The organism is Pseudomonas sp. BN414 (assembly GCF_029871275.1).
Taxonomy (GTDB): Bacteria; Pseudomonadota; Gammaproteobacteria; order Pseudomonadales; family Pseudomonadaceae; genus Metapseudomonas; species Metapseudomonas resinovorans_C.
Genome location: NZ_SSOL01000064.1, coordinates 58,952 through 76,953, shown reverse-complemented (window position 1 = coordinate 76,953; position 18,002 = coordinate 58,952). Strand labels below are relative to the sequence as shown.

Below are 18,002 nucleotides of genomic sequence, written 5' to 3'. Positions count from 1 at the left end.
GCTTCCGTTGATCAATCACCCTGAACTCTCCGCGAACCTCCCCGTTCAGAAGCTGTGAACAGCTGACTGGAGATTGACCATGCGCCTCGCCCCCCTGATCCCGCTGCTCTTTCTGCTAGGCACAGGTTCGGCCATGGCCGAGGCATGCCATGTCATGACCCGTTCATCGAGTTCCGCAGTACCGGCAGTCGAGATGGAGAGCTGCTATGAGTTCACCGGCGTGCCCGAGTCGACCATCGACTGGTCCTGCAGCAATGAGAGCAAGGAAATGCTCAGCAGCCAGAAGCACCCGGTCGAACGTTGCGCCGACGGCAGCGATGGTCAGTGCATCGCAGCCCTGACCCAGGAATCCCTGGCCAATCCCCGATCCGGCGCGGAGAACGAAAGCCAGGCACGCCCGGCAATCCCCAATGACGCCAAGGTCATCACTTACTACTACAGCGTCGCCAACCTGGGACAGGCCCGCACCGACTGTGAAAACAGCGGCGGTACCTGGCGGGAACAGTGATGAAGCGCCTCGATGGAGTTCTGCTGCTGCAGGTCGGCGAGCGCTTCCTGGAGCATGAACTGGCCGTGCACCGGATTCTGGGTGAGAAGCTCGGTGAACTGCTGGGCTGCCCGTTTCTCGGCCGTTACGACCCGCTGCAGCACGAACAGGGACAGTACTACCTGATTCCCGATGAAACGCTGATCGGCAATGGCAACGGCCTGGGCATACACGGACCGGATGATTTCTTCGGCGGCCTGGTCCCGCAGCCCTTCACGGCCACCAAGGCGATCACTCATCCGTTGTTCAAACTGCCTAACCGTGTTCCGCCGGGCTGGTCCGAGCGCTTTGCCGAGCAGGCTGCCAAGGCAATCCTGCATGGTTATACGGTGTTCGACCTGACCGACGCCCGGCGCGCCGGTGAAGCGATGCTGGAACATGGCCCGCTGCGCCTGAAACCGGTGCGCGGCAAGGCCGGGCGCGGCCAGCAGGTGATCTGGAACCTGCACGACCTGGGCGAAGCGCTGGACGAACAGGATGCGGAAGAACTCGGGACCTGGGGCCTGGTGCTGGAAGAGGACCTGGAACAGCCCGAAACTTTCAGCGTCGGCCAGATACGCGCCGCCGGCCTGGTGGTCAGCTACTTCGGCACCCAGCAGCTGACCCAAGATAACGACGGCGAAAGTGTCTATGGCGGCTCGCAGCTGACCCTGGTGAACGGCGATTACGCGGACCTGATGAAGCTCGACCTGCCACCGGCAACCCGCCTGGCGATCGAGCAGGCGCGCATTTACGAGAAGGCCGCCTTCGACAGCTATCCGGAAATGTTCGCCTCACGCCGCAACTACGACATCGCAAGGGGGCTGGACGCTCGCGGGCGGCAGCGGTCCGGGGTCCTGGAGCAATCCTGGCGGATTGGTGGCGCGAGCGCGGCCGAAGTGTTCGCTCTCGAGGCCTTCGCGGCCGATTCCTCGCTGAAGAGCGTGTGTGCCTCGACCCAGGAAATCTACGGTGACGCACCGCCCCCTGCCGATTCGATCCAGCTCTATCAGGGAGAGGAGCCCGAACTCGGCAAACTTTCCAAGTACGTCAAGGTGGAACCTCATGACAGCACATAGCGAACAAGTGGAGATCGTGGTGGATAACGAAGCAATTGCCGGAACGCTCCTCGCGCCCGAGACCCGAGTCCCGGGCGTTCTCTTCGTGCATGGCTGGGGCGGCAGCCAGCAGCGCGACCTGGCTCGCGCCCGCGGCATCGCCGGCCTGGGTTGCGTGTGCCTGACCTTCGACCTGCGCGGCCACGAGAAGACCATCGCCTCCAAGGAAAGCGTCACCCGCCGGCACAACCTCGATGACATAGTCGCGGCCTACGACCGGCTGGCCACCCATCCGGCGATCGATTCGGAATGCATCGCAGTGATCGGCAGCAGCTACGGCGGCTACCTGGCGACCTTCCTCACCACGCTGCGGCCGGTGAAATGGCTGGCGCTAAGAGTGCCGGCGCTGTACTGGGACGACGAATGGGACTCGCCCAAGCATCTGCTGGACGTGGCGCGGCTGGCGCGATACCGGAACATTCCGTGGAATCCCATCGACAATCTGGCCCTGAAGGCTTGCTCTGCTTTTGCCGGTGATGTGCTGCTGGTGGAGTCCGAGCACGACACCTTCGTGCCCCATACCACCCTGATGAGCTACCGCGCGGCGTTCGAGAAGGCCCATTCGCTGACCCACCGGATACTCGACGGCGCCGACCACGCCATGAGCCAGGACTGCGACCAGCAGGCCTACACGAAGATTCTCACCAACTGGTTCAGCGAAATGGTGATCGGTGCGCGGGTGGGGGATTATCCGCATCATTCGGCGCGGTATTCCTGACCTTCGCACGGACTCTGTAGGAGCGAGCTTGCTCGCGAAGGTCCGAGCTCGATCTTTCGCGAGCAAGCTCGCTCCTACCCACTGCCCCACCTCGGTGCCAAATTTCAGGCCACTAGCTGCTTCAGGACTGTTAGTGCGTCGCCGTCGCGAGTCACCCCTCTCCTCTTCAGGGAGAGGGGCCGGGGGTGAGGGCTGTGTCAGGCTGACTCGGAAGCCCAGCCCTCAAATCCGCCCACTATCCTTCAACGCGCGCATTTGCCCGTGATTGCGGATCACCCCGGCGTACTGCATCTGCACCACCTCGCGGACTGCCGGTGGCAAGGCCTCATCGAGGGCCTTCTCGTAGTTGTGCATCGCCGCGTCCTCGCCCCGTTCGCACTCATCGAGGATGGCTTTCTCGTTCTGCCCGGTGATCAGCGCCTTGAAATTGATCCAACGGCGGTGCATGTCGCCGCCGGTGCTGGTGTGCTCTTCAGGGACGTCACCCAGTTCCATCACCATCCCCTGCAGTTTCTCCGCCGCTGCCGCGCATTCCTCGGCGCGGGCTTCGAGCATCTGCTGCAGCGGCGGGCTCAGCACCGCCTTGGCGCAGGTGCGAAACCCTTCTTCGCCATCCTTGCAGGTCTGCACCAGGCCATTGAGCACCCTTGCCGTTTCGTGTGGATCAGTCATGACCGCCTCCCATGCCGGGCACTCCGGCTCGTTCGTGGCTTCGCCTGGACGACCAGGTCGGTTCCTAACAGGTGACTGGCTTTCTCTGCGCGGTGTTCGGACCCGCGGATGGCCGGTACTGACGAAACAACCTGAACGACCGGGGAGCAGGTCAGTCGACTCTTTCAGGGGCCCCAGCCGGGGCCTTTGCATTGATAGGGAGTACCCGAGATGAGAATCAGCGAAATCATGACGCGAAACGTCCAGACCACTACCCCTGAGCGGACCCTGCGCGAAGTCGCATCGCTCATGGAAAGCATCGACAGCGGTGCGATTCTGGTACACGAAGGTGATCGACTGGTGGGCATGGTGACCGACCGGGATATCGCCCTCCGTGGCGTCGCAGCCGGCCTTGGTGCGGATACACCGGTGCGTCAGGTGATGAGCGGCGATGTCCGTTACTGCTTCGAGGACGAGGACGTCCAGCACGTCGCCGAGAACATGGCGCAGATCCAGTTGCGTCGCCTGCCGGTGCTCAATCGCGAAAAAAGGCTCGTGGGCGTGGTGTCGCTGGGCAATATCGCCGCCTGCCGCAGTGAACACGCCAGCGCCACGGTTCTGCAGGGCGTCGCCCGCGCTCACTGATGCATCAGCCGTTCCGGCCGGCAGCCTGCGTCAGCGCTCCGGTCGGAATATCAGCGTGCCCAGGGGTGGAAGGTCCAGCAGCAGCGACTGGGCCTCGCCATGGGAGATCACCAGCTCACTGTCTAGTGCCCCCTGGGTACCAGCGCCGGAGCCGCTGAAGCGCGCGTCGTCGGTGTTCAGCAGCAATTGCCAGAGTCCCGCCCGGGGGACGCCGATCCGGTAGTCGCGGCGCGGCTCGGGCGTGAAGTTGTGCACCACCAGCAACGGCTTGCCGTCGTCGCCATGGCGCAACCAGGCGAAGACACTGTTGTGGAAGTCGTCGCCTATCAGCCACTGGAAACCCTCGGCGCGCCCGTCGCGCTGATAGAGCGCCGGCTCCCGTCGGTAATGGGCGTTGAGTTCCTTCACCAGCTCGCGAATCGCCGCGTGCTCTGGATAACGCAGCAGGTACCAGTCCAGTTGCTGGTCGTGGTCCCATTCGCGCCATTGGCCGTACTCGCAGCCCATGAACAGCAGTTTCTTGCCCGGATGGGTCCACATGAAGCTGAGGTACAGGCGCAGGTTGGCGAACTGTTGCCAGCGGTCACCCGGCATCCGCGCCAGCAGCGAGCCTTTGCCATGCACCACCTCGTCGTGGGAGATCGGCAGGATGAAGTGTTCGGAGAAGGCATAGAGCAGACCGAAGGTCACCTGGTGGTGATGGTGCTTGCGGTGGATCGGTTCTTTCTGGATGTAGTCCAGGCTGTCATGCATCCAGCCCATGTTCCATTTGTAGGCGAAGCCCAGACCGCCTTCCGCTGCGGGGTGGCTGACACCCGGCCAGGCGGTGGACTCTTCGGCGATGACCATCGCCCCCGGTACCTCGCTGCGCACCACCTCGTTGAGATGGCGAAGAAACTCGATGGCCTCCAGGTTCTCGCGTCCGCCGTGACGGTTGGGAATCCACTCGCCTTCCTTGCGTGAATAGTCGCGGTAAAGCATCGAAGCCACCGCGTCGACTCGCAGTCCGTCGACGTGATAGACCCGCAACCAGTGCAGCGCCGAGGCCAGCATGAAGCCGTGGACTTCCGTGCGGCCCAGGTTGTAGATCAGCGTGTCCCAGTCCTGGTGGAAACCTTCGAAGGGGTGCTCGTATTCATACAGCGCCGTGCCGTCGAAGCGGGCGAGCCCGTGCTCGTCAGTGGGGAAGTGCGCCGGCACCCAGTCCAGGATCACGCCGATTCCCGAACCATGGCAGGCATCGACGAACGCGGCGAAGTCCTTCGGGCTGCCCAAGCGTGCGGTGGGCGCGAACATCGAAAGCGGTTGATAGCCCCAGGAGCCGCCGAAGGGATGCTCCATGATCGGCATGAGTTCGATATGGGTGAACCCCATTTCCAGGATGTAGGGGATCAGGCATTCGGCGAGTTCCCCCCAGCTCGGTGGTCGATCTTCGAACCATTGCCAGGAGCCGGCGTGGAGCTCGTAGATGGCAAGCGGCTGGTCATGTTGCTGGCCGACCTTGCGGCGCGCCATCCACTCCTGGTCCTTCCAGTCGAACTCCAGCGGCCCGGCCACCCGGGAACTGGTCTCGGGCGGCAGCTCGCTGGCCAACCCCACCGGGTCGGCCTTCAAGGGCAACAGCCCTTCGGCGCCGAGGATTTCATACTTGTAGCGTTCGCCCGCCTCCAGGCGCGGAATGAAGAGTTCCCAGATACCGGCCGGGTAACGCTTGCGCATGGGGTGCCGACGTCCATCCCAGGCGTTGAAATCGCCGACCACGGACACCCGCCGCGCATTGGGCGCCCAGACGGCGAAGCGCACACCGGGTGTGCCGCCCTGATCGATAAGCTGTGCCCCCAGGCAGCTGCCCAGTTCCCGGTGATTACCCTCGGCGAACAAGTAGAGATCGACATCGCCGAGCAGCGCGCCGAACGCATAAGGGTCTTCCGTCAATTGCTGCCCGCCAGGCCACTGGATACGCAACAGGTATTGGCGCGGCTCGGCCATCAGTCCCTCGAAGAGTCCCTCGGGGTCGGTCCTGTGCATCGCGCCAAGCGAGCTCTGGTCGGTGGCGTCCAGCAACTCCACAGCCTCGGCGCCCGGCAGCCATATCCGCACCCGTATTCCGTCCGTCTCGGCATGGGGGCCGAGAAAACTGAAGGGGTCCGCTTCTTCCGCCCGTCGCAGGCGTTCCAGTCGTTCATCGATCATGTGCGGTGTCCCACCAGGTGTCGTGACAATTCCAGGAGTCCGTGCAGCGGCACGTCGAGCCAGTCCGGGCGATGTCCGCTTTCGTACAGAATTTCATAGGCGGCCTTTTCCAGACTGAACAACGCCAGTGCAGCGCCCTCGCCTTCCCGGCCATGCCACTCGTGAGGCAGGCCGTTGGCCGCCAGACGATAGGCATCGAGGAAGGCGGTGCGCGCATTGGCGCGGTAACGGGCGACGACGGCGGAGCATGCGTGCCGGGCCTCGGCGGAGTTGTCGGCGCCACAGGCCTTGCGGCTCGCCACCGCCGCTGCGTAATCGAATGAGCGGAGCATGCCGGCGACATCCTTCATGGGACTGTGGCGTTGGCGTCGCTCCGACAATGGCCGGCTGGGCTCGCCCTCGAAATCGATGACGTAGGCGTCACCCTGCACCACCAGTACCTGTCCCAAATGTAGATCGCCGTGGACCCGAATGAGGATCCCGCCCGCCGCCAGGCTCGCCAGGCGGCCGATGACCATCAGTAAACGCTCCTCTTCGGCGCGCAGCCACTGCAGAGAGGCCGCATCGTCCGAACCCAGCCGCTCCTGGGCATGGACCAGGGCAGCCAGTGCCTCGCGCAGCTGCGCACTGATGCGGGTGGCCCATTCCGCGCTGTCGCTGTCGTCGCTCAGTCGATAGCCGAAATCGGGGTTTTCGGTCGGTCGCGCCAGTACCGCGTGCATTTCCCCGACCCGCTTGCCCAGGGTTCCGGCGAACACCTTCAGCTCCGCCAGGGCACCTTCGTCACTGGCCACCTCGGCCCCGCCCATGCAATCGCGAATGGCCCGGTCAAGGTTGTTCAAGGTCCAGGTCCAGGCGTCGCCCTGGTTGTCCAGGTACCGCTGCAGGACCATCAGCGTGTGCGGCTGGCCTTCTTCGTCCACGCGCAGGACTTCACCGAGGAACGGCGCCACGTGGGCGTAGCCGTGATGGGTGAGGAAGCGCCCCATCTCGACCTCCGGGTGAACGCCGGGGAAGCCGCGACGCAGCAGTTTGAGCAACAACCGGCCACCGATCAGCGCCGAGCTGTTGGATTGCTCCGCTGTCAACAGCTTCACCTCGGGTTCCGGGCCCGTGTCGATATCCGCCAGGGTGTCTTCCGGGAGGAACTGCAGTTCGCCGTCCGCATTGCGCAACACTGATCCGGCGCGCAGGTGCCGGAGGATGTCGAGGCTGAAGCCTGGCAGGGAGAAGGCATCGGTCAAGAGTTCGACCTTGCGCCCGCGCCGCAGCCGCGCCAGGGCCAGTTGTTGCGGCAGGTCGCTGCCACTGGGGCGTTCGGGCACGACGGCGAGGGGTAACTGGTAGAACTCGGGCCCGTGGGCGCCGTGGACCTCGATCTCGGTCAGGACCGGAGCGTCCGGCCCTTCGTCCAGTGGCATGGCGTAGAGCAGATGGACACTGCCCGCTGTGACGTTCCCGCCGCCGAACCAGCGGCGTTTCGGCAGGTACAGCGGGAGGGCCTCGTATTCCAGCGTCTGGCGCGCCTTGATCTGGATGATCTCGTCGATCTGCCGCAGCAGGACCAGGGTTTGCAGTTCGGGCATGCGCTCGACGGGTTTCTTGTGCCAGCTGGGCATCTGCGAGGCATCGGCGAGGTAGAACCAGTAGAAACCGTAGGGCGGCAGCGTCAGCAGGTAGGTGAGCTGGCCGATGGGCGGGAAGGACGAACCGCCCACCATCTCCACCGGCACGCGACCGTTGAAGTCGGCCAGTTCCAGCTCGACCGCCTGGGCCGCACTGGAGAGGTTGGCGACGCACAGGATGCTCTCGTCACGGTCTTCATCCGCGTCACGGTATTCGCGCAGGTAGGCGAGGATGCGTCGGTTGCTCGGCGAGAGCATCTTCACACTGCCCCGGCCGAAGGCTTTCTGCTGCTTGCGTACGCTGAGCATGCGGCGCATCCAGTTGAGCAGCGAGTGGGAATCGTGCGCCTGCGCCTCGACATTGATGGTCTGGTAGCCGTACAGCGGGTCCATGATCGGCGGCAGGACCAGCCGGGCCGGGTCAGCGCGGGAGAATCCGCCATTACGGTCGATCGACCACTGCATCGGGGTGCGCACGCCATCGCGATCGCCGAGGTAGATGTTGTCGCCCATGCCGATCTCGTCGCCGTAATACAACGTCGGCGTCCCGGGCATGGACAGCAGCAGGCTGTTCAACAGCTCCACGCGGCGCCGGTCGCGCGCCACCAGCGGTGCCAGGCGCCGACGGATGCCCAGGTTCAGGCGCGCCCGCTTGTCTCCGGCGTAATAATCCCAGAGGTAGTCGCGCTCATCGTCGGTGACCATCTCCAGGGTCAGTTCATCGTGGTTGCGCAGGAAGATCGCCCATTGGCAGTTCGGCGGGATCTCCGGCGTCTGGCGCAGGATATCGGTGATCGGGAAGCGATCTTCCTGGGCGATGGCCATGTACATGCGCGGCATCAACGGGAAGTGAAAGGCCATGTGGCATTCGTCGTCATCGCCGAAGTACGGGCGCGTGTCCTCGGGCCACTGATTGGCTTCGGCCAGCAGCATCCGGTCCTGGTAGCGGGCGTCCAGTTCGGCGCGGATGCGTTTGAGCACCGTGTGGGTTTCCGGCAGGTTCTCGTTGTTGGTGCCGTCGCGCTCGATCAGGTACGGAATGGCGTCCAGACGCAGCCCATCCACGCCCATGTCCAGCCAGTAGCGCATGACCTTTAGCACCGCGCTCAGCACCCGCGGATTGTCGAAGTTCAGGTCCGGCTGGTGGGAATAGAAGCGGTGCCAGTAGTACTGCCCGGCCACCGGGTCCCAGCTCCAGTTGGATTTCTCGGTGTCGATGAAAATGATCCGGGTGCCGGTGTACTTGTCGTCCGTGTCCGACCAGACGTAATACTCCCGCGTCCTGGAACCCTTCTTCGCATGGCGGGCCCGCTGGAACCAGGGGTGCTGGTCCGAGGTGTGGTTGATGACCAGCTCGGTGATCACCCGCAGGCCCCGTCGATGGGCTTCGTCGATAAAGCGCCGGGCATCGGCAAGGGTGCCGTAGTCGGGATGCACACCCCGGTACATGGCGATGTCGTAACCGTCGTCACGCCTCGGCGATGGGTAGAACGGCAGCAGCCAGACGGTGTTCACGCCGAGTTCGGCGATGTAGTCCAGCTTTTCAATCAGCCCGGCGAAATCGCCGATGCCGTCGTTGTTGGCGTCGTAGAAGGACTTCACATGGACCTGGTAGATGATCGCGTCCTTGTACCAGTGCGGGTCGTTCAGGAAGGCTGCCCTTCCGCTGCGCTTAGCCATGGGGATACTCCTGTTCTCAACGGACCGGGCGGACGCGCCAGATACCGAACGGCAGGTGCGCGGGGTCGATGCGCATCCATTGCTCCTTGCCGTGCCAGGTCCAGCGGTGGCCGCTCATGAGGTCTTCGCCTTCCAGGTCGGCGTCGTCAGCCAGACCGAACTCCCACAGGGGCAGTTCGAAATGCGCTTCCTGGGGCCGCTGCGGATCGAGGCTGATGGCGATGAGGATGAAGTTCGACAAGTCTTCGGTGCGCTTGCCGAAGTAGAGGATCTGGTCGTTCCAGGCGTTGTAGGCCTTGAAGCCCAGGTGGGTCTGCAAGGCGGGGTTGTCGCGACGGATCATGTTCAGCTGGGTGATCTCCGCGCGGATGTTGCCCGGCGCGTCGTAGTTCCGCGCACGCAGCTGGTATTTCTCCGAGTCCAGGTATTCCTCCTTGCCGGGCACGGGCGCCGATTCGCACAGCTCGAAACCTGCGTACATGCCCCAGAGTCCGGAGCCCATGGTGGCCAGCGCCGCGCGGATGAGAAAACCGGGGCGCCCGCTGTGGTGCAGGAAGAAGGGATTGATGTCCGGCGTATTGACGAAGAAGTTGGGTCGGTAGCAATCCCGCCACGGCGGCTGGTTGAGCTCGGTCAGGTACTTCTGCAGCTCGGCCTTGGTATTGCGCCAGGTGAAGTAGGTGTAGCTCTGGCTGAAGCCGATCTTGCCCAGACGCGCCATCATCGCCGGCCGGGTGAAGGCCTCGGAGAGGAAGATCACCTGCGGGTGACGCTGCCGTACTTCGGCGATCAGCCATTCCCAAAACGGCAGCGGCTTGGTGTGCGGGTTGTCGACGCGAAACAGGCTGACGCCCTGGTCCACCCAGCCGAGCACCACGTCGCGCAGGCCCAGCCAGAGACCGGGAATGGCCTGTTCGGCATAGAAATCGACGTTGACGATGTCTTCGTACTTCTTCGGCGGATTCTCCGCGTGGCGGATGGTGCCGTCCGGGCGCCAGCTGAACCAGCCGGGATGCTGCTTCAGCCACGGGTGGTCGGGGGAACACTGGATGGCGAAGTCCAGCGCCACTTCCAGGCCATGGGCATGGGCCGAATCCACCAGCATGCGGAAGTCTTCCAGGCTGCCCAGCTCGGGGTGGACAGCCTCGTGGCCGCCCTCCTCGCTGCCGATCGCATAGGGACTGCCGGGATCGTCGGGCCCGGCGCGCAAGCTGTTGTTGGGACCCTTGCGGTGAGTGCGGCCGATGGGATGGATGGGCGGGAAATAGAGCACGTCGAAGCCCATCCTGGCGATGTCCGGCAGGCGCCGACGGACATCGGCGAAGGTGCCGTGTCGGGTCGGGTCAGGGCTTTCGGAACGGGGGAACAGCTCGTACCAACTACCGAATAGCGCGAGGTGCCTTTCCACCTCCACCGGGTATGCGGGGCTGCGCAGCAGATGCGGACGGTGCTCGGCGCGGCGCATCAGGTTGCCGACCTCGGGCTCGATGAACAGTGCTACCTGGTCCTGGATACCCTGGCAGCCATCCAGCCGTGCCAGGAACTGGTCCAGTTCGCCGGTCATGTGCGACGGGGCTTCGCCCGCAATTCGCCGGACCAGCGATGCACCTTCGGCCAGTTCGAGGGGGACTGGCACGCCGGCGCCATATTTCTTGGTCAGCTCATAGCGAAAGCTGGCGAAGACGTCCTGCCAGGCCTCGATGGCGAACTCCAGGCGCCCTTCTCCCTCGGGCCTCAACCGTGCCGTCCAATGGTCGTTGCCGAGCAGCTCCATGGGAGTGCGCCGCCAGTCCGCCTGTCCCGTCATCCTCCACAGCAGATCCGCCGCCAGTTGGTCATGGCCGTCGGCGAAGATGACCGCCTGGACTTCCAGGGCCTGCCCGCTGATGCACTTGACCGGAAAGCGGCCGCCTTCGACCACTGGCTCCACGCCCTCGATGCACAACCGGGGTTCTCGTGCTGCGCGAATCGCCGTGGATTCGCCTTCTTGCGCCGGAAGCATGCTCTGGCTCCTTGAACGCCGTTCAGACGATGCAATCGGTTGAGTCGGCCCGACCCGGAGGACCTGCATTCGATGGGGTGGGCTACTGGGATTCCGAGGGCACGACGGCAGGAAAGTTCAGGTGATTTCCTACGGCTTTCCGTCCTCGTCGTCCCTCTCGTCCTTGTGCGCCGGTTCGTCCTCCACGTCGTCCTTACCATTCCCCGCGGGATCGACCAGGAACGGGACCACATGCAGCACCACCAGCGCCAACAGGGTTCCCAGCACGGCTGTGCCCTCACGCCCCATCCCGACGGCAACCCCGATGGCGGTGGCTGCCCAGAGCCCGGCGGCGGTGGTCAAGCCCTGGACGTCGGCGGGGCTGCGTCCTTTGAGGATGGTACCGGCGCAAAGGAAACCAATACCGGCGGCGATGCCCTGGATGACCCGGCTGATGGCGTCGTGGCCGGCGCCGTCCTGCTCCAGCGCCATGATGAAGAGCGCCGCACCGAGGCATACCAGCATATGGGTACGCATGCCGGCCGATTTGCCCTTGACCTCCCGTTCGTAGCCAACCAGGCCACCAAGGAAGATCGCGAGCAGAAAGCGCAGCAGCGCCCGAACCAGTCCTTCCACGTGGCCGAGGTCGGCGAACTCCGCCACCAGGGTGTTGAGGATGCGTTCGCCCAGTTCCATGGTGCTTTCCAGACGGACCCCATGAAATTCTGAAACCGGCCGAGGCGAAGCGGTTCGAGCTATCGGCGCACCGTTCATCCGCTGAAGCGAACCACGGGGCCCCGAGCGCCTCTTCCAAAATAAGGCCATGCGGCGTTCGAGCCGCAGGCGACCTTTAGGAGGAGCACTCCATGCCACGCGGAAGCAAAGACAAATACACCGACAAACAGAAGCGCAAGGCCGAGCACATCGAGGAGAGTTACGAGGCCAAGGGCGTTTCCAAGGACGAAGCCGAGTCCCGCGCATGGGCCACGGTCAACAAGCAATCCGGAGGCGGTGAACGCACCGGCGGCTCAGGACAGAAAACCAGCGCCGGGGAAAAGCAAGCCGCACGCAAATCCTCCGCCCGCAGAGCAGCGGCCACCCGTAAGGGCGTCCCTCGTCCTGGCCAGAAGGTCGATGGCATGACCAAGACCGAACTGATGGAACGGGCCCGCAAGCGCAACATTCCGGGGCGCTCCAAGATGCGCAAGTCCGAACTGATAGAGGCGCTGCGCAAGGGCGCTTGAAATCGACTTCCCCTGACCGTCGCAGCAGTATGGCGACGGTTTTTTTTTGGAGTTTTTGTAGGGGACTCCCAGCTGGCCGGATGCTTCCCTCACCCCCGGCCCCTCTCCCTGAAGTGGAGAGGGGTGACTCGCGCCGGCGGCTCCGCGCTTCCAGGGGGCAACCTACTGTAGGGGCGAATTCATTCGCCAAGCAGAACGCAGTTCTGCCCGCAAACTCCCAGCTGGCCTGGTGCTCCCCTCACCCCCGGCCCCTCTCCCGCAAGCGGGCGAGGGGTGACTCGCGCCGGCGGCTCCGCGCTTCCAGGGGGAAACCTACTGTAGGGGCGAATTCATTCGCCAAGCAGGACGCAGTTCTGCCCCGAACTTCCAGCGGGCCAGGCGCTACCATCTCCCCCGGCCCCTCTCCCGCAAGCGGGCGAGGGGTGACTCGCGCCGGCGAGGCACAAGTCATCCTGAAGCGAAGTAGATGATATGGGGCGGCGACTCCGCCCCCAATCACGGCGAAATCGGATCACTCGCCGGGAAGGTTTCCTCCAGGGCGTGGTCGACCTGGGTTTCGCGCGGCTGGTCTTGCGCATTGGCCTCGCCGCATTGGCAGTTCGGGTCCCGGCATTGTGCGTTGTCCGAAGGATGGCCTTCGGCGCACGCGGGGCAGCAGAAGGCTTTTCCATCAACTACCACGGCGTCGGCGTCCACGATGCAGGTGCACTCGGGACAGGCGCAGCGCGCTCCGTTCATGGTCGTACCCTCCAGAGGAAAAATCCCAGCGCCGTGTTGGGCAGGGGAACATGGCTGATCAATGGCCGCTGCCGGTTCTCCGGGTAGCGGTGCTTATCGGGGGTGTGCGGCATCTGCATGGTTCAGACCCGCCCTGCCGCCTGGGTAACTACTTTGCGTGGCTTGCGCGAGCGGCGTTTTCTGCTCAGGGAAACCACGACTTTCACGCCAAACCGATTGGCTGGAACCCAATTGATCTTGGGATTTTTCATGGTTGAACCTCCACGCGCTCGGGCGCGTCACTCGTCTTCAGAGCCTTCCACCGGCGAAACCCGGTCGGTCCAGGGTTTGCCGTCGAGGGGGGCCGAGCGGCCCAGTTCCGCTTCATCAAGACCGATGCCGCCGCCGATCTCCGACTCGGGCACCGTGCGCAATTCCTGATCCGCGGGGCTGTCACCTTCTCGCTCTTCCGGGGAGCGGGCGCCGGTCTGGTCATACAGCGTGTCGGGGCTGAGATCGTCGGGGGTCACATTGTCTTCGCGAGGGCTGTCGTCCGGTCTCTCGCCGCCACGTTCCACCACATATTCGGACGGCATTTCCCGTTCGATCTCGCCGGTGGGGCGCAGGTCTTCAATGCTGCCTTCACGGGTGTCGCGCTCTTCGCTGAAGTCCAGCTCGCGCGCCGAGCCCATGCTGCCTTCGGTCACGTCGCTTGCTCTTGGGGCGGGTTTGTCGCGAATCATGGTGCCTCTCCAACTGGGTTACCTGCTTCAGTCGACTGGCAGCCCGCGGCAATGATTCAGGTTTTTTGCCGAGCGGAGTTCCACTTGTAGGAGCGAGCTTGCTCGCGAAAAAAGTCGGCAAATAGGACATGAAAGGCCCGGAACATATCCGGGCCTTTTTCGCGGCCGATCAGCTCCTGGCGCGCTCGACGTCGCGCAGTGCCTTGATCTGATCGTGATTGCGCAACACCCCTTCGTACTGCCGCTGGACGGTGGCACGAACGTCGGTCGGCAGGTTCGTCTGCAGCGCTTCGGCATACTGCTTCTTGGCCACGTCTTCGCCGCGCTCGCATTCGTTGAGGATGGCTTTCTCGTCCTTGCCGGTGACCAGGGATTTCAGGTCTACCCAGCGACGATGCAGGTCGGCGCTGACGCTGGTGCTGTCTTCTGGTTCGCCGCCAAGTTCAACCACGGCCCTCTGCAGTTCGGCGGCGGCCGCACCACACTGCCGTGAGCGCTCCATGAACAGTTGCTTGAGGTCCGGGCGCTTTACGTCGTCGGCGCAGACCTTGAAGCCCGCTTCGCCGTCCTTGCTGGTTTCGATGAGGTTGTTGAGGGTGCGTACCGTGTCTTTGCGATCTTCAGTGAGTTCCATGGTGTCCGCTCCTGGCCGGCTACGGCCTGTGCATGAATGGATGACCCGTGCCGGGCCTACGCAGTCTTCCGACGTAACCGGCGTGACGATCGTTCAGGTAATTTTCCCCGGCGGTCATCGGGCCCGCGATGGATGGCACGGAGTCCAATGAGCCAACACAGGGTCACAAATGGATAGCCAAGCTGCGCAGGTCATCCTCGCCATGGACAAGAGCAACAGTGACAAGACCCCGTCCCTCACCCCCAGCGAAGAGCGGGAAGCCCACAAGAGCAAACCGCCCCGCGCCGCGGTGGTTCACGAGATCATCCGCCTGCAGGGCGACCAGGAGTTGCAGCGTACGGTCGCCGCGCTCTGGTGGTCGGCGCTGGCGGCCGGCCTGTCCATGGGACTGTCGATGATGGGCATGGGCCTGCTGCGGGCGCGCCTGGAAGGTGTCGAAGCCGCCACGGCCCTCTCCAGCATTGGTTACTCGGCAGGTTTTCTCGCGGTGATCCTGGCACGCCAGCAACTCTTCACCGAGAACACCCTGACGGCAGTGCTGCCGGTCATGAACAAACCCACGCCCGGCAATTTCGCACGTCTGGGCAAGCTCTGGAGTGTGGTACTGACCGGCAACCTCGCCGGAACCCTGCTGGTGGCCTATCTGCTGCTGCAGTTGCCGATCTTCGACGCGCAGACCGACGCGGCTTTCCTGGAAATCGGCCGCAAGCTGATGGAGAACGACAGCACCCAGATGTTCGCCCGTGGGGTCATTTCCGGCTGGATGATCGCCACCATGGTGTGGATGATCCCGGCCCAGGAGAGCGCCAAGTTCTGGATCATCGTGCTGGTGACGACACTGATGGGACTCGGTGATTTCACCCACATCGTGGTGGGTTCGGTGGAGGCCGCCTACCTCGTCTTTGCGGGCGAACTGGCCTGGATGGAATTCTGGCTCGTCTTCGCCGGCCCTACCCTGCTTGGCAATATCGTCGGTGGCAGTTTCATTTTCGCGCTGATCAGCCACGCGCAGATCCGCAGCGATGTCGAACTCCAGCAAGAGGAACGGGATCGCCGCCGCGAACGGGAGGCCCAGGAAAGCTAGTTCCCCGGGCCGCGCACCACCGTCAGCAACACCGCCGCGATGCGGTCGGTATTGAGGTAGGCGTATTCGTCCAGTTCCTCACCGAAGACATCGGGGTCCAGCTCCCGGTAATGCCATTGCAGGTCCGTGGCACCCAGGCATTCGGCAACGCGTTCGAAGAAGCTGTCCCGTCCGTTCGCGATCGCCACCCCGGTATAGAGCAGCAGAGCACCGCCAGGAGCCAGGCGCGCAACGCCCCCGTCTAGGATGGCCAGGGACAGGCCGCTGCCCATCTCCCCTCCTCCGTGCCGGTAAGTGCGTTGCGCCGGGTCCAGCATGTAGGGCGGATTGGCCACGATCAGGTCGAAGTGACCTTCGGCCTCTCGCAACAGATCGCTCACGATGGCGCGCACGCCGGGTGTTTCCGCCAGGCGGGCGTTGATCCGGGTGAACTCCAGAGCGCGCAGGTTGATATCCACCGCCTGCACATCCGCGTGCGGGAAGCGCCCGGCGATGCGGATTGCCGCTGCGCCTGTGCCGCACCCCACGTCCACGGCCTTGACCACGTCCCGCTCGGATCGGTCCAGGAAGCAATCGATGGCTTGCACGAACCTGTAGGTGTCAGGACCGAAGAACACGGCATCGGCGGCATCCGTGGGGAAGCTGGAGTGCACGTAGAGCTCCCCGCCCAGGCTGGACCAGCGGACCGTGGAGCGAAAACCGTCGATCCCGGCGATCAGTACGTCGGCGGCTTCCATCAATTTGAAAAGGTCCTCGCCAATCACCTCCCGAGTGAAGGGCCGGCTCCAGCCGAACACCCCGTCCAGATCCACGGCCATGACATTTTCCGGGCGCTGGTTGATGCGCACGTGGGTGGCTGGTGTGACCGTGGTGAAATGGTAGCCGCGTTGTTTCAGCGCTTCGCCCAGATGCAGCAGTGCCTGGTTGCGTCTGGACAGTTCGGAACAGCTATCGTCGCCTTGCATGGTCCTGCCCCTTCGTTCATCTCGACTGTGCCGTGAACAGGCGGGTCGCGAGCAGCCCCGCCGGCCGGTAGTGGAAGGCCGGCGACATCAGGCTGATGAGCCGCTGCATTCCACCGTCAGGATCTATCGCGTCCAGCTGCCCTTGCAGGGCTCGCTCGTCGAGATCGAATTCGTCGCCCACTCCGGACGGCGGCGACGCACGATGACGCGCACGCCGCCAGGGCTGGCAGGCCGCTTGCGGCGTCTGCAGCCAGCGTCCGGCAATCCAGTCATGGATCAGCTGTTTTTCATAAGGGCTGAACACGCCGACCATGGCCGCCGACTGCCCCTCTACCACCTGCCAGAAGCGGCTGGCGGCGGGGGCTTCGTGACGACGAATCCAGCCACGCTGCTCCAGTGCCACGAGTAGCCGCTTCATCTGCCCCGGCTGGCTCAGCCAGCGGTTGAGCGGGCAGCCCTGCACCACCGACGCGTCCGAGTGCATGTTCTGCGCCTTGTGCCGCTTGCGCTCGAGCATGCAGAGCAGTTCGTGCTCCAGGTCGAAGCGCGCGATCACGTCGAGGGTGCCCAGGCCAAGGTCATTCAGCCGATATCCCCGCGCCACCCGCGCCATGAACTCGTCACGCCGGGCGGCCAGGGGCAGGTTTTCGTGCAGGGCCTTCACGGCCTGCATGGCATGTCCGCAACTGACGTTGTCGATGGTGACGTGCAGACGGAAGTAGTGAGGATCGATGCCCAGCTCCGCCAGTTCGCGCGTGCAGATCAACAGGTGCAGCGGCAATTGCTCGTAGCCCAGGTTGTAGCCGATGACTTCCGGCAACCGCTCCCGCGCCAAGTACCCGAGCGCCAGCTGCGTGGCGCCCTGGATGTAGCACGCGTCATCCAGGCCTTCGATGTCATCGCAGCCGTGGCGAGCCAGCAGGTTTCGGTAGATCAGCACGTGGTTCTGTTCCGGCACGCCCTCGCCCAGTTCTTCCAGGTAGGTGCGCACCAGTCCGTGGAAACGGTGCTCCCGCCAGTGGGCGAGCAGGCCATAGAGCCAGGCACCGTCCACCAGCTTGGTCGGCGCGACGCCGCGCAGGAAGTACAGGGCATGGGCGCGACAACTGAAGTAGCGTCGCGGTTGCCCCTGGGCGCGTTGTGCCTGGTAGTCGGCGTAGGCAATTGCCGTCTGGTGCACGCGATTTTCCATCCAGCCGAGGAGCTGCGCGGGGTCGTTCGGCATGTCGCAAGGGAGACTCGCGGCCTCGGCCAGTTGGACTTCCAGGAAGCGTCGCGCACGCTGGATCACCGCAGCCGACTCCGGCTCGGCCAGCAATTTCCAGTAAAGGTTTTTCGCCGGGTCGACCGCCTGGGGCCGGGAAGCGACGGCTGCGCCGTCGTCGCGGAGAGGGGATTTGTCCATTGCCGGCTCCTGGGTGTCCTCACCTTCCGAACCGTGGGCAGCGGAAAGATTCAGCGTGATTGACAGGCGGCGA

General features: G+C 64.1%; 17 protein-coding genes. 6 read left to right on the top strand and 11 right to left on the bottom strand.

Going from position 1 to position 18,002, the window contains the following annotated elements; all coding sequences use genetic code 11:
• The first annotated feature begins 79 nt into the window (after window positions 1–79).
• The 3 genes from E8E95_RS12895 to E8E95_RS12885 are packed head-to-tail and all read left to right on the top strand — an operon-like array spanning window position 80 to window position 2,362.
• The gene (locus E8E95_RS12895; protein ID WP_280350678.1) at window positions 80–508 is read left to right on the top strand and encodes a hypothetical protein; all 429 of its coding nucleotides are present in this window, start codon (window positions 80–82) and stop codon (window positions 506–508) included.
• Entirely contained in the window at window positions 508–1,605 is a 1,098-nt protein-coding gene (locus tag E8E95_RS12890) for a DUF3182 family protein (protein ID WP_280350676.1), read from the top strand. The genes E8E95_RS12895 and E8E95_RS12890 overlap by 1 nt, the downstream gene beginning before the upstream one ends.
• Window positions 1,592–2,362, top strand: a complete 771-nt coding sequence (locus tag E8E95_RS12885; RefSeq protein WP_280350673.1) for an alpha/beta fold hydrolase — start codon at window positions 1,592–1,594, stop codon at window positions 2,360–2,362. Before E8E95_RS12890 ends, E8E95_RS12885 begins: the two co-directional genes overlap by 14 nt.
• Window positions 2,363–2,584: 222 nt before the next feature.
• On the opposite strand, the gene E8E95_RS12880 is transcribed toward E8E95_RS12885, so the two are convergent.
• Window positions 2,585–3,034, bottom strand: a complete 450-nt coding sequence (locus tag E8E95_RS12880; protein WP_280350671.1) for a PA2169 family four-helix-bundle protein — start codon at window positions 3,032–3,034, stop codon at window positions 2,585–2,587.
• Window positions 3,035–3,244: 210 nt separating this feature from the next.
• On the opposite strand from E8E95_RS12880, the gene E8E95_RS12875 reads away from it, so the two are divergent.
• The gene (locus E8E95_RS12875; protein ID WP_280350669.1) at window positions 3,245–3,658 is read left to right on the top strand and encodes a CBS domain-containing protein; all 414 of its coding nucleotides are present in this window, start codon (window positions 3,245–3,247) and stop codon (window positions 3,656–3,658) included.
• Window positions 3,659–3,688: 30 nt separating this feature from the next.
• Here E8E95_RS12875 and glgB read toward each other — a convergent pair whose 3' ends face one another.
• The 4 genes from glgB to E8E95_RS12855 all read right to left on the bottom strand — a co-directional run bounded on the left by glgB (window position 3,689) and on the right by E8E95_RS12855 (window position 11,833).
• Complete coding sequence (gene glgB, locus E8E95_RS12870) at window positions 3,689–5,851, bottom strand: 1,4-alpha-glucan branching protein GlgB (RefSeq protein WP_280350667.1); 2,163 nt, start codon at window positions 5,849–5,851, stop codon at window positions 3,689–3,691.
• Window positions 5,848–9,156 (bottom strand): maltose alpha-D-glucosyltransferase, encoded by a 3,309-nt coding sequence (treS, locus tag E8E95_RS12865; RefSeq protein WP_280350665.1) that lies wholly within the window; start codon window positions 9,154–9,156, stop codon window positions 5,848–5,850. The genes glgB and treS overlap by 4 nt, the downstream gene beginning before the upstream one ends.
• Before the next feature lie 16 nt (window positions 9,157–9,172).
• Window positions 9,173–11,158, bottom strand: coding sequence for an alpha-1,4-glucan--maltose-1-phosphate maltosyltransferase (locus tag E8E95_RS12860; protein WP_280350662.1), 1,986 nt, complete (start codon window positions 11,156–11,158; stop codon window positions 9,173–9,175).
• A gap of 129 nt (window positions 11,159–11,287) precedes the next feature.
• Complete coding sequence (locus tag E8E95_RS12855) at window positions 11,288–11,833, bottom strand: MgtC/SapB family protein (protein ID WP_280350660.1); 546 nt, start codon at window positions 11,831–11,833, stop codon at window positions 11,288–11,290.
• 170 nt (window positions 11,834–12,003) lie between these two features.
• Here E8E95_RS12855 and E8E95_RS12850 point away from each other — a divergent pair, with 170 nt between their 5' ends.
• Window positions 12,004–12,381: a Rho termination factor N-terminal domain-containing protein gene (locus E8E95_RS12850; protein WP_280350658.1), complete on the top strand. Its 378-nt coding sequence runs from the start codon at window positions 12,004–12,006 to the stop codon at window positions 12,379–12,381.
• A 495-nt stretch (window positions 12,382–12,876) separates the two neighbouring features.
• Here the strand turns inward: E8E95_RS12850 and E8E95_RS12845 are convergent, their stop codons facing one another.
• The 4 genes from E8E95_RS12845 to E8E95_RS12830 all read right to left on the bottom strand — a co-directional run bounded on the left by E8E95_RS12845 (window position 12,877) and on the right by E8E95_RS12830 (window position 14,475).
• A complete protein-coding gene (locus tag E8E95_RS12845) occupies window positions 12,877–13,119 on the bottom strand; it encodes a metallothionein (protein ID WP_179058654.1) in 243 nt (80 codons plus the stop codon).
• A gap of 122 nt (window positions 13,120–13,241) precedes the next feature.
• Window positions 13,242–13,370 (bottom strand): hypothetical protein, encoded by a 129-nt coding sequence (locus E8E95_RS12840; RefSeq protein ID WP_256873301.1) that lies wholly within the window; start codon window positions 13,368–13,370, stop codon window positions 13,242–13,244.
• A gap of 27 nt (window positions 13,371–13,397) precedes the next feature.
• On the bottom strand, window positions 13,398–13,841 hold the full coding sequence (locus E8E95_RS12835; protein ID WP_280350654.1) for a phosphotransferase system, HPr-related protein: 444 nt from the start codon (window positions 13,839–13,841) through the stop codon (window positions 13,398–13,400).
• Window positions 13,842–14,010: 169 nt separating this feature from the next.
• Complete coding sequence (locus E8E95_RS12830) at window positions 14,011–14,475, bottom strand: PA2169 family four-helix-bundle protein (RefSeq protein WP_280350652.1); 465 nt, start codon at window positions 14,473–14,475, stop codon at window positions 14,011–14,013.
• 202 nt (window positions 14,476–14,677) lie between these two features.
• Between E8E95_RS12830 and E8E95_RS12825 the strand changes: the two genes are divergently transcribed.
• The gene (locus E8E95_RS12825) at window positions 14,678–15,559 is read left to right on the top strand and encodes a formate/nitrite transporter family protein (RefSeq protein WP_280350766.1); all 882 of its coding nucleotides are present in this window, start codon (window positions 14,678–14,680) and stop codon (window positions 15,557–15,559) included.
• Here E8E95_RS12825 and E8E95_RS12820 read toward each other — a convergent pair.
• Window positions 15,556–16,524: a class I SAM-dependent methyltransferase gene (locus E8E95_RS12820; RefSeq protein WP_280350650.1), complete on the bottom strand. Its 969-nt coding sequence runs from the start codon at window positions 16,522–16,524 to the stop codon at window positions 15,556–15,558. The genes E8E95_RS12825 and E8E95_RS12820 overlap by 4 nt on opposite strands.
• Before the next feature lie 16 nt (window positions 16,525–16,540).
• A complete protein-coding gene (locus E8E95_RS12815) occupies window positions 16,541–17,929 on the bottom strand; it encodes an iron-containing redox enzyme family protein (protein ID WP_280350646.1) in 1,389 nt (462 codons plus the stop codon).
• Between the last annotated feature and the right edge of the window lie 73 nt (window positions 17,930–18,002).

Coding starts and splice junctions, on each gene's coding strand:
- E8E95_RS12895 (WP_280350678.1), top strand. CDS start 80: ATGCGCCTCGCCCCCCTGATCCCGCTGCTCTTTCTGCTAGGCACAGGT.
- E8E95_RS12890 (WP_280350676.1), top strand. CDS start 508: ATGAAGCGCCTCGATGGAGTTCTGCTGCTGCAGGTCGGCGAGCGCTTC.
- E8E95_RS12885 (WP_280350673.1), top strand. CDS start 1,592: ATGACAGCACATAGCGAACAAGTGGAGATCGTGGTGGATAACGAAGCA.
- E8E95_RS12880 (WP_280350671.1), bottom strand. CDS start 3,034: ATGACTGATCCACACGAAACGGCAAGGGTGCTCAATGGCCTGGTGCAG.
- E8E95_RS12875 (WP_280350669.1), top strand. CDS start 3,245: ATGAGAATCAGCGAAATCATGACGCGAAACGTCCAGACCACTACCCCT.
- glgB (WP_280350667.1), bottom strand. CDS start 5,851: ATGATCGATGAACGACTGGAACGCCTGCGACGGGCGGAAGAAGCGGAC.
- treS (WP_280350665.1), bottom strand. CDS start 9,156: ATGGCTAAGCGCAGCGGAAGGGCAGCCTTCCTGAACGACCCGCACTGG.
- E8E95_RS12860 (WP_280350662.1), bottom strand. CDS start 11,158: ATGCTTCCGGCGCAAGAAGGCGAATCCACGGCGATTCGCGCAGCACGA.
- E8E95_RS12855 (WP_280350660.1), bottom strand. CDS start 11,833: ATGGAACTGGGCGAACGCATCCTCAACACCCTGGTGGCGGAGTTCGCC.
- E8E95_RS12850 (WP_280350658.1), top strand. CDS start 12,004: ATGCCACGCGGAAGCAAAGACAAATACACCGACAAACAGAAGCGCAAG.
- E8E95_RS12845 (WP_179058654.1), bottom strand. CDS start 13,119: ATGAACGGAGCGCGCTGCGCCTGTCCCGAGTGCACCTGCATCGTGGAC.
- E8E95_RS12840 (WP_256873301.1), bottom strand. CDS start 13,370: ATGAAAAATCCCAAGATCAATTGGGTTCCAGCCAATCGGTTTGGCGTG.
- E8E95_RS12835 (WP_280350654.1), bottom strand. CDS start 13,841: ATGATTCGCGACAAACCCGCCCCAAGAGCAAGCGACGTGACCGAAGGC.
- E8E95_RS12830 (WP_280350652.1), bottom strand. CDS start 14,475: ATGGAACTCACTGAAGATCGCAAAGACACGGTACGCACCCTCAACAAC.
- E8E95_RS12825 (WP_280350766.1), top strand. CDS start 14,678: ATGGACAAGAGCAACAGTGACAAGACCCCGTCCCTCACCCCCAGCGAA.
- E8E95_RS12820 (WP_280350650.1), bottom strand. CDS start 16,524: ATGCAAGGCGACGATAGCTGTTCCGAACTGTCCAGACGCAACCAGGCA.
- E8E95_RS12815 (WP_280350646.1), bottom strand. CDS start 17,929: ATGGACAAATCCCCTCTCCGCGACGACGGCGCAGCCGTCGCTTCCCGG.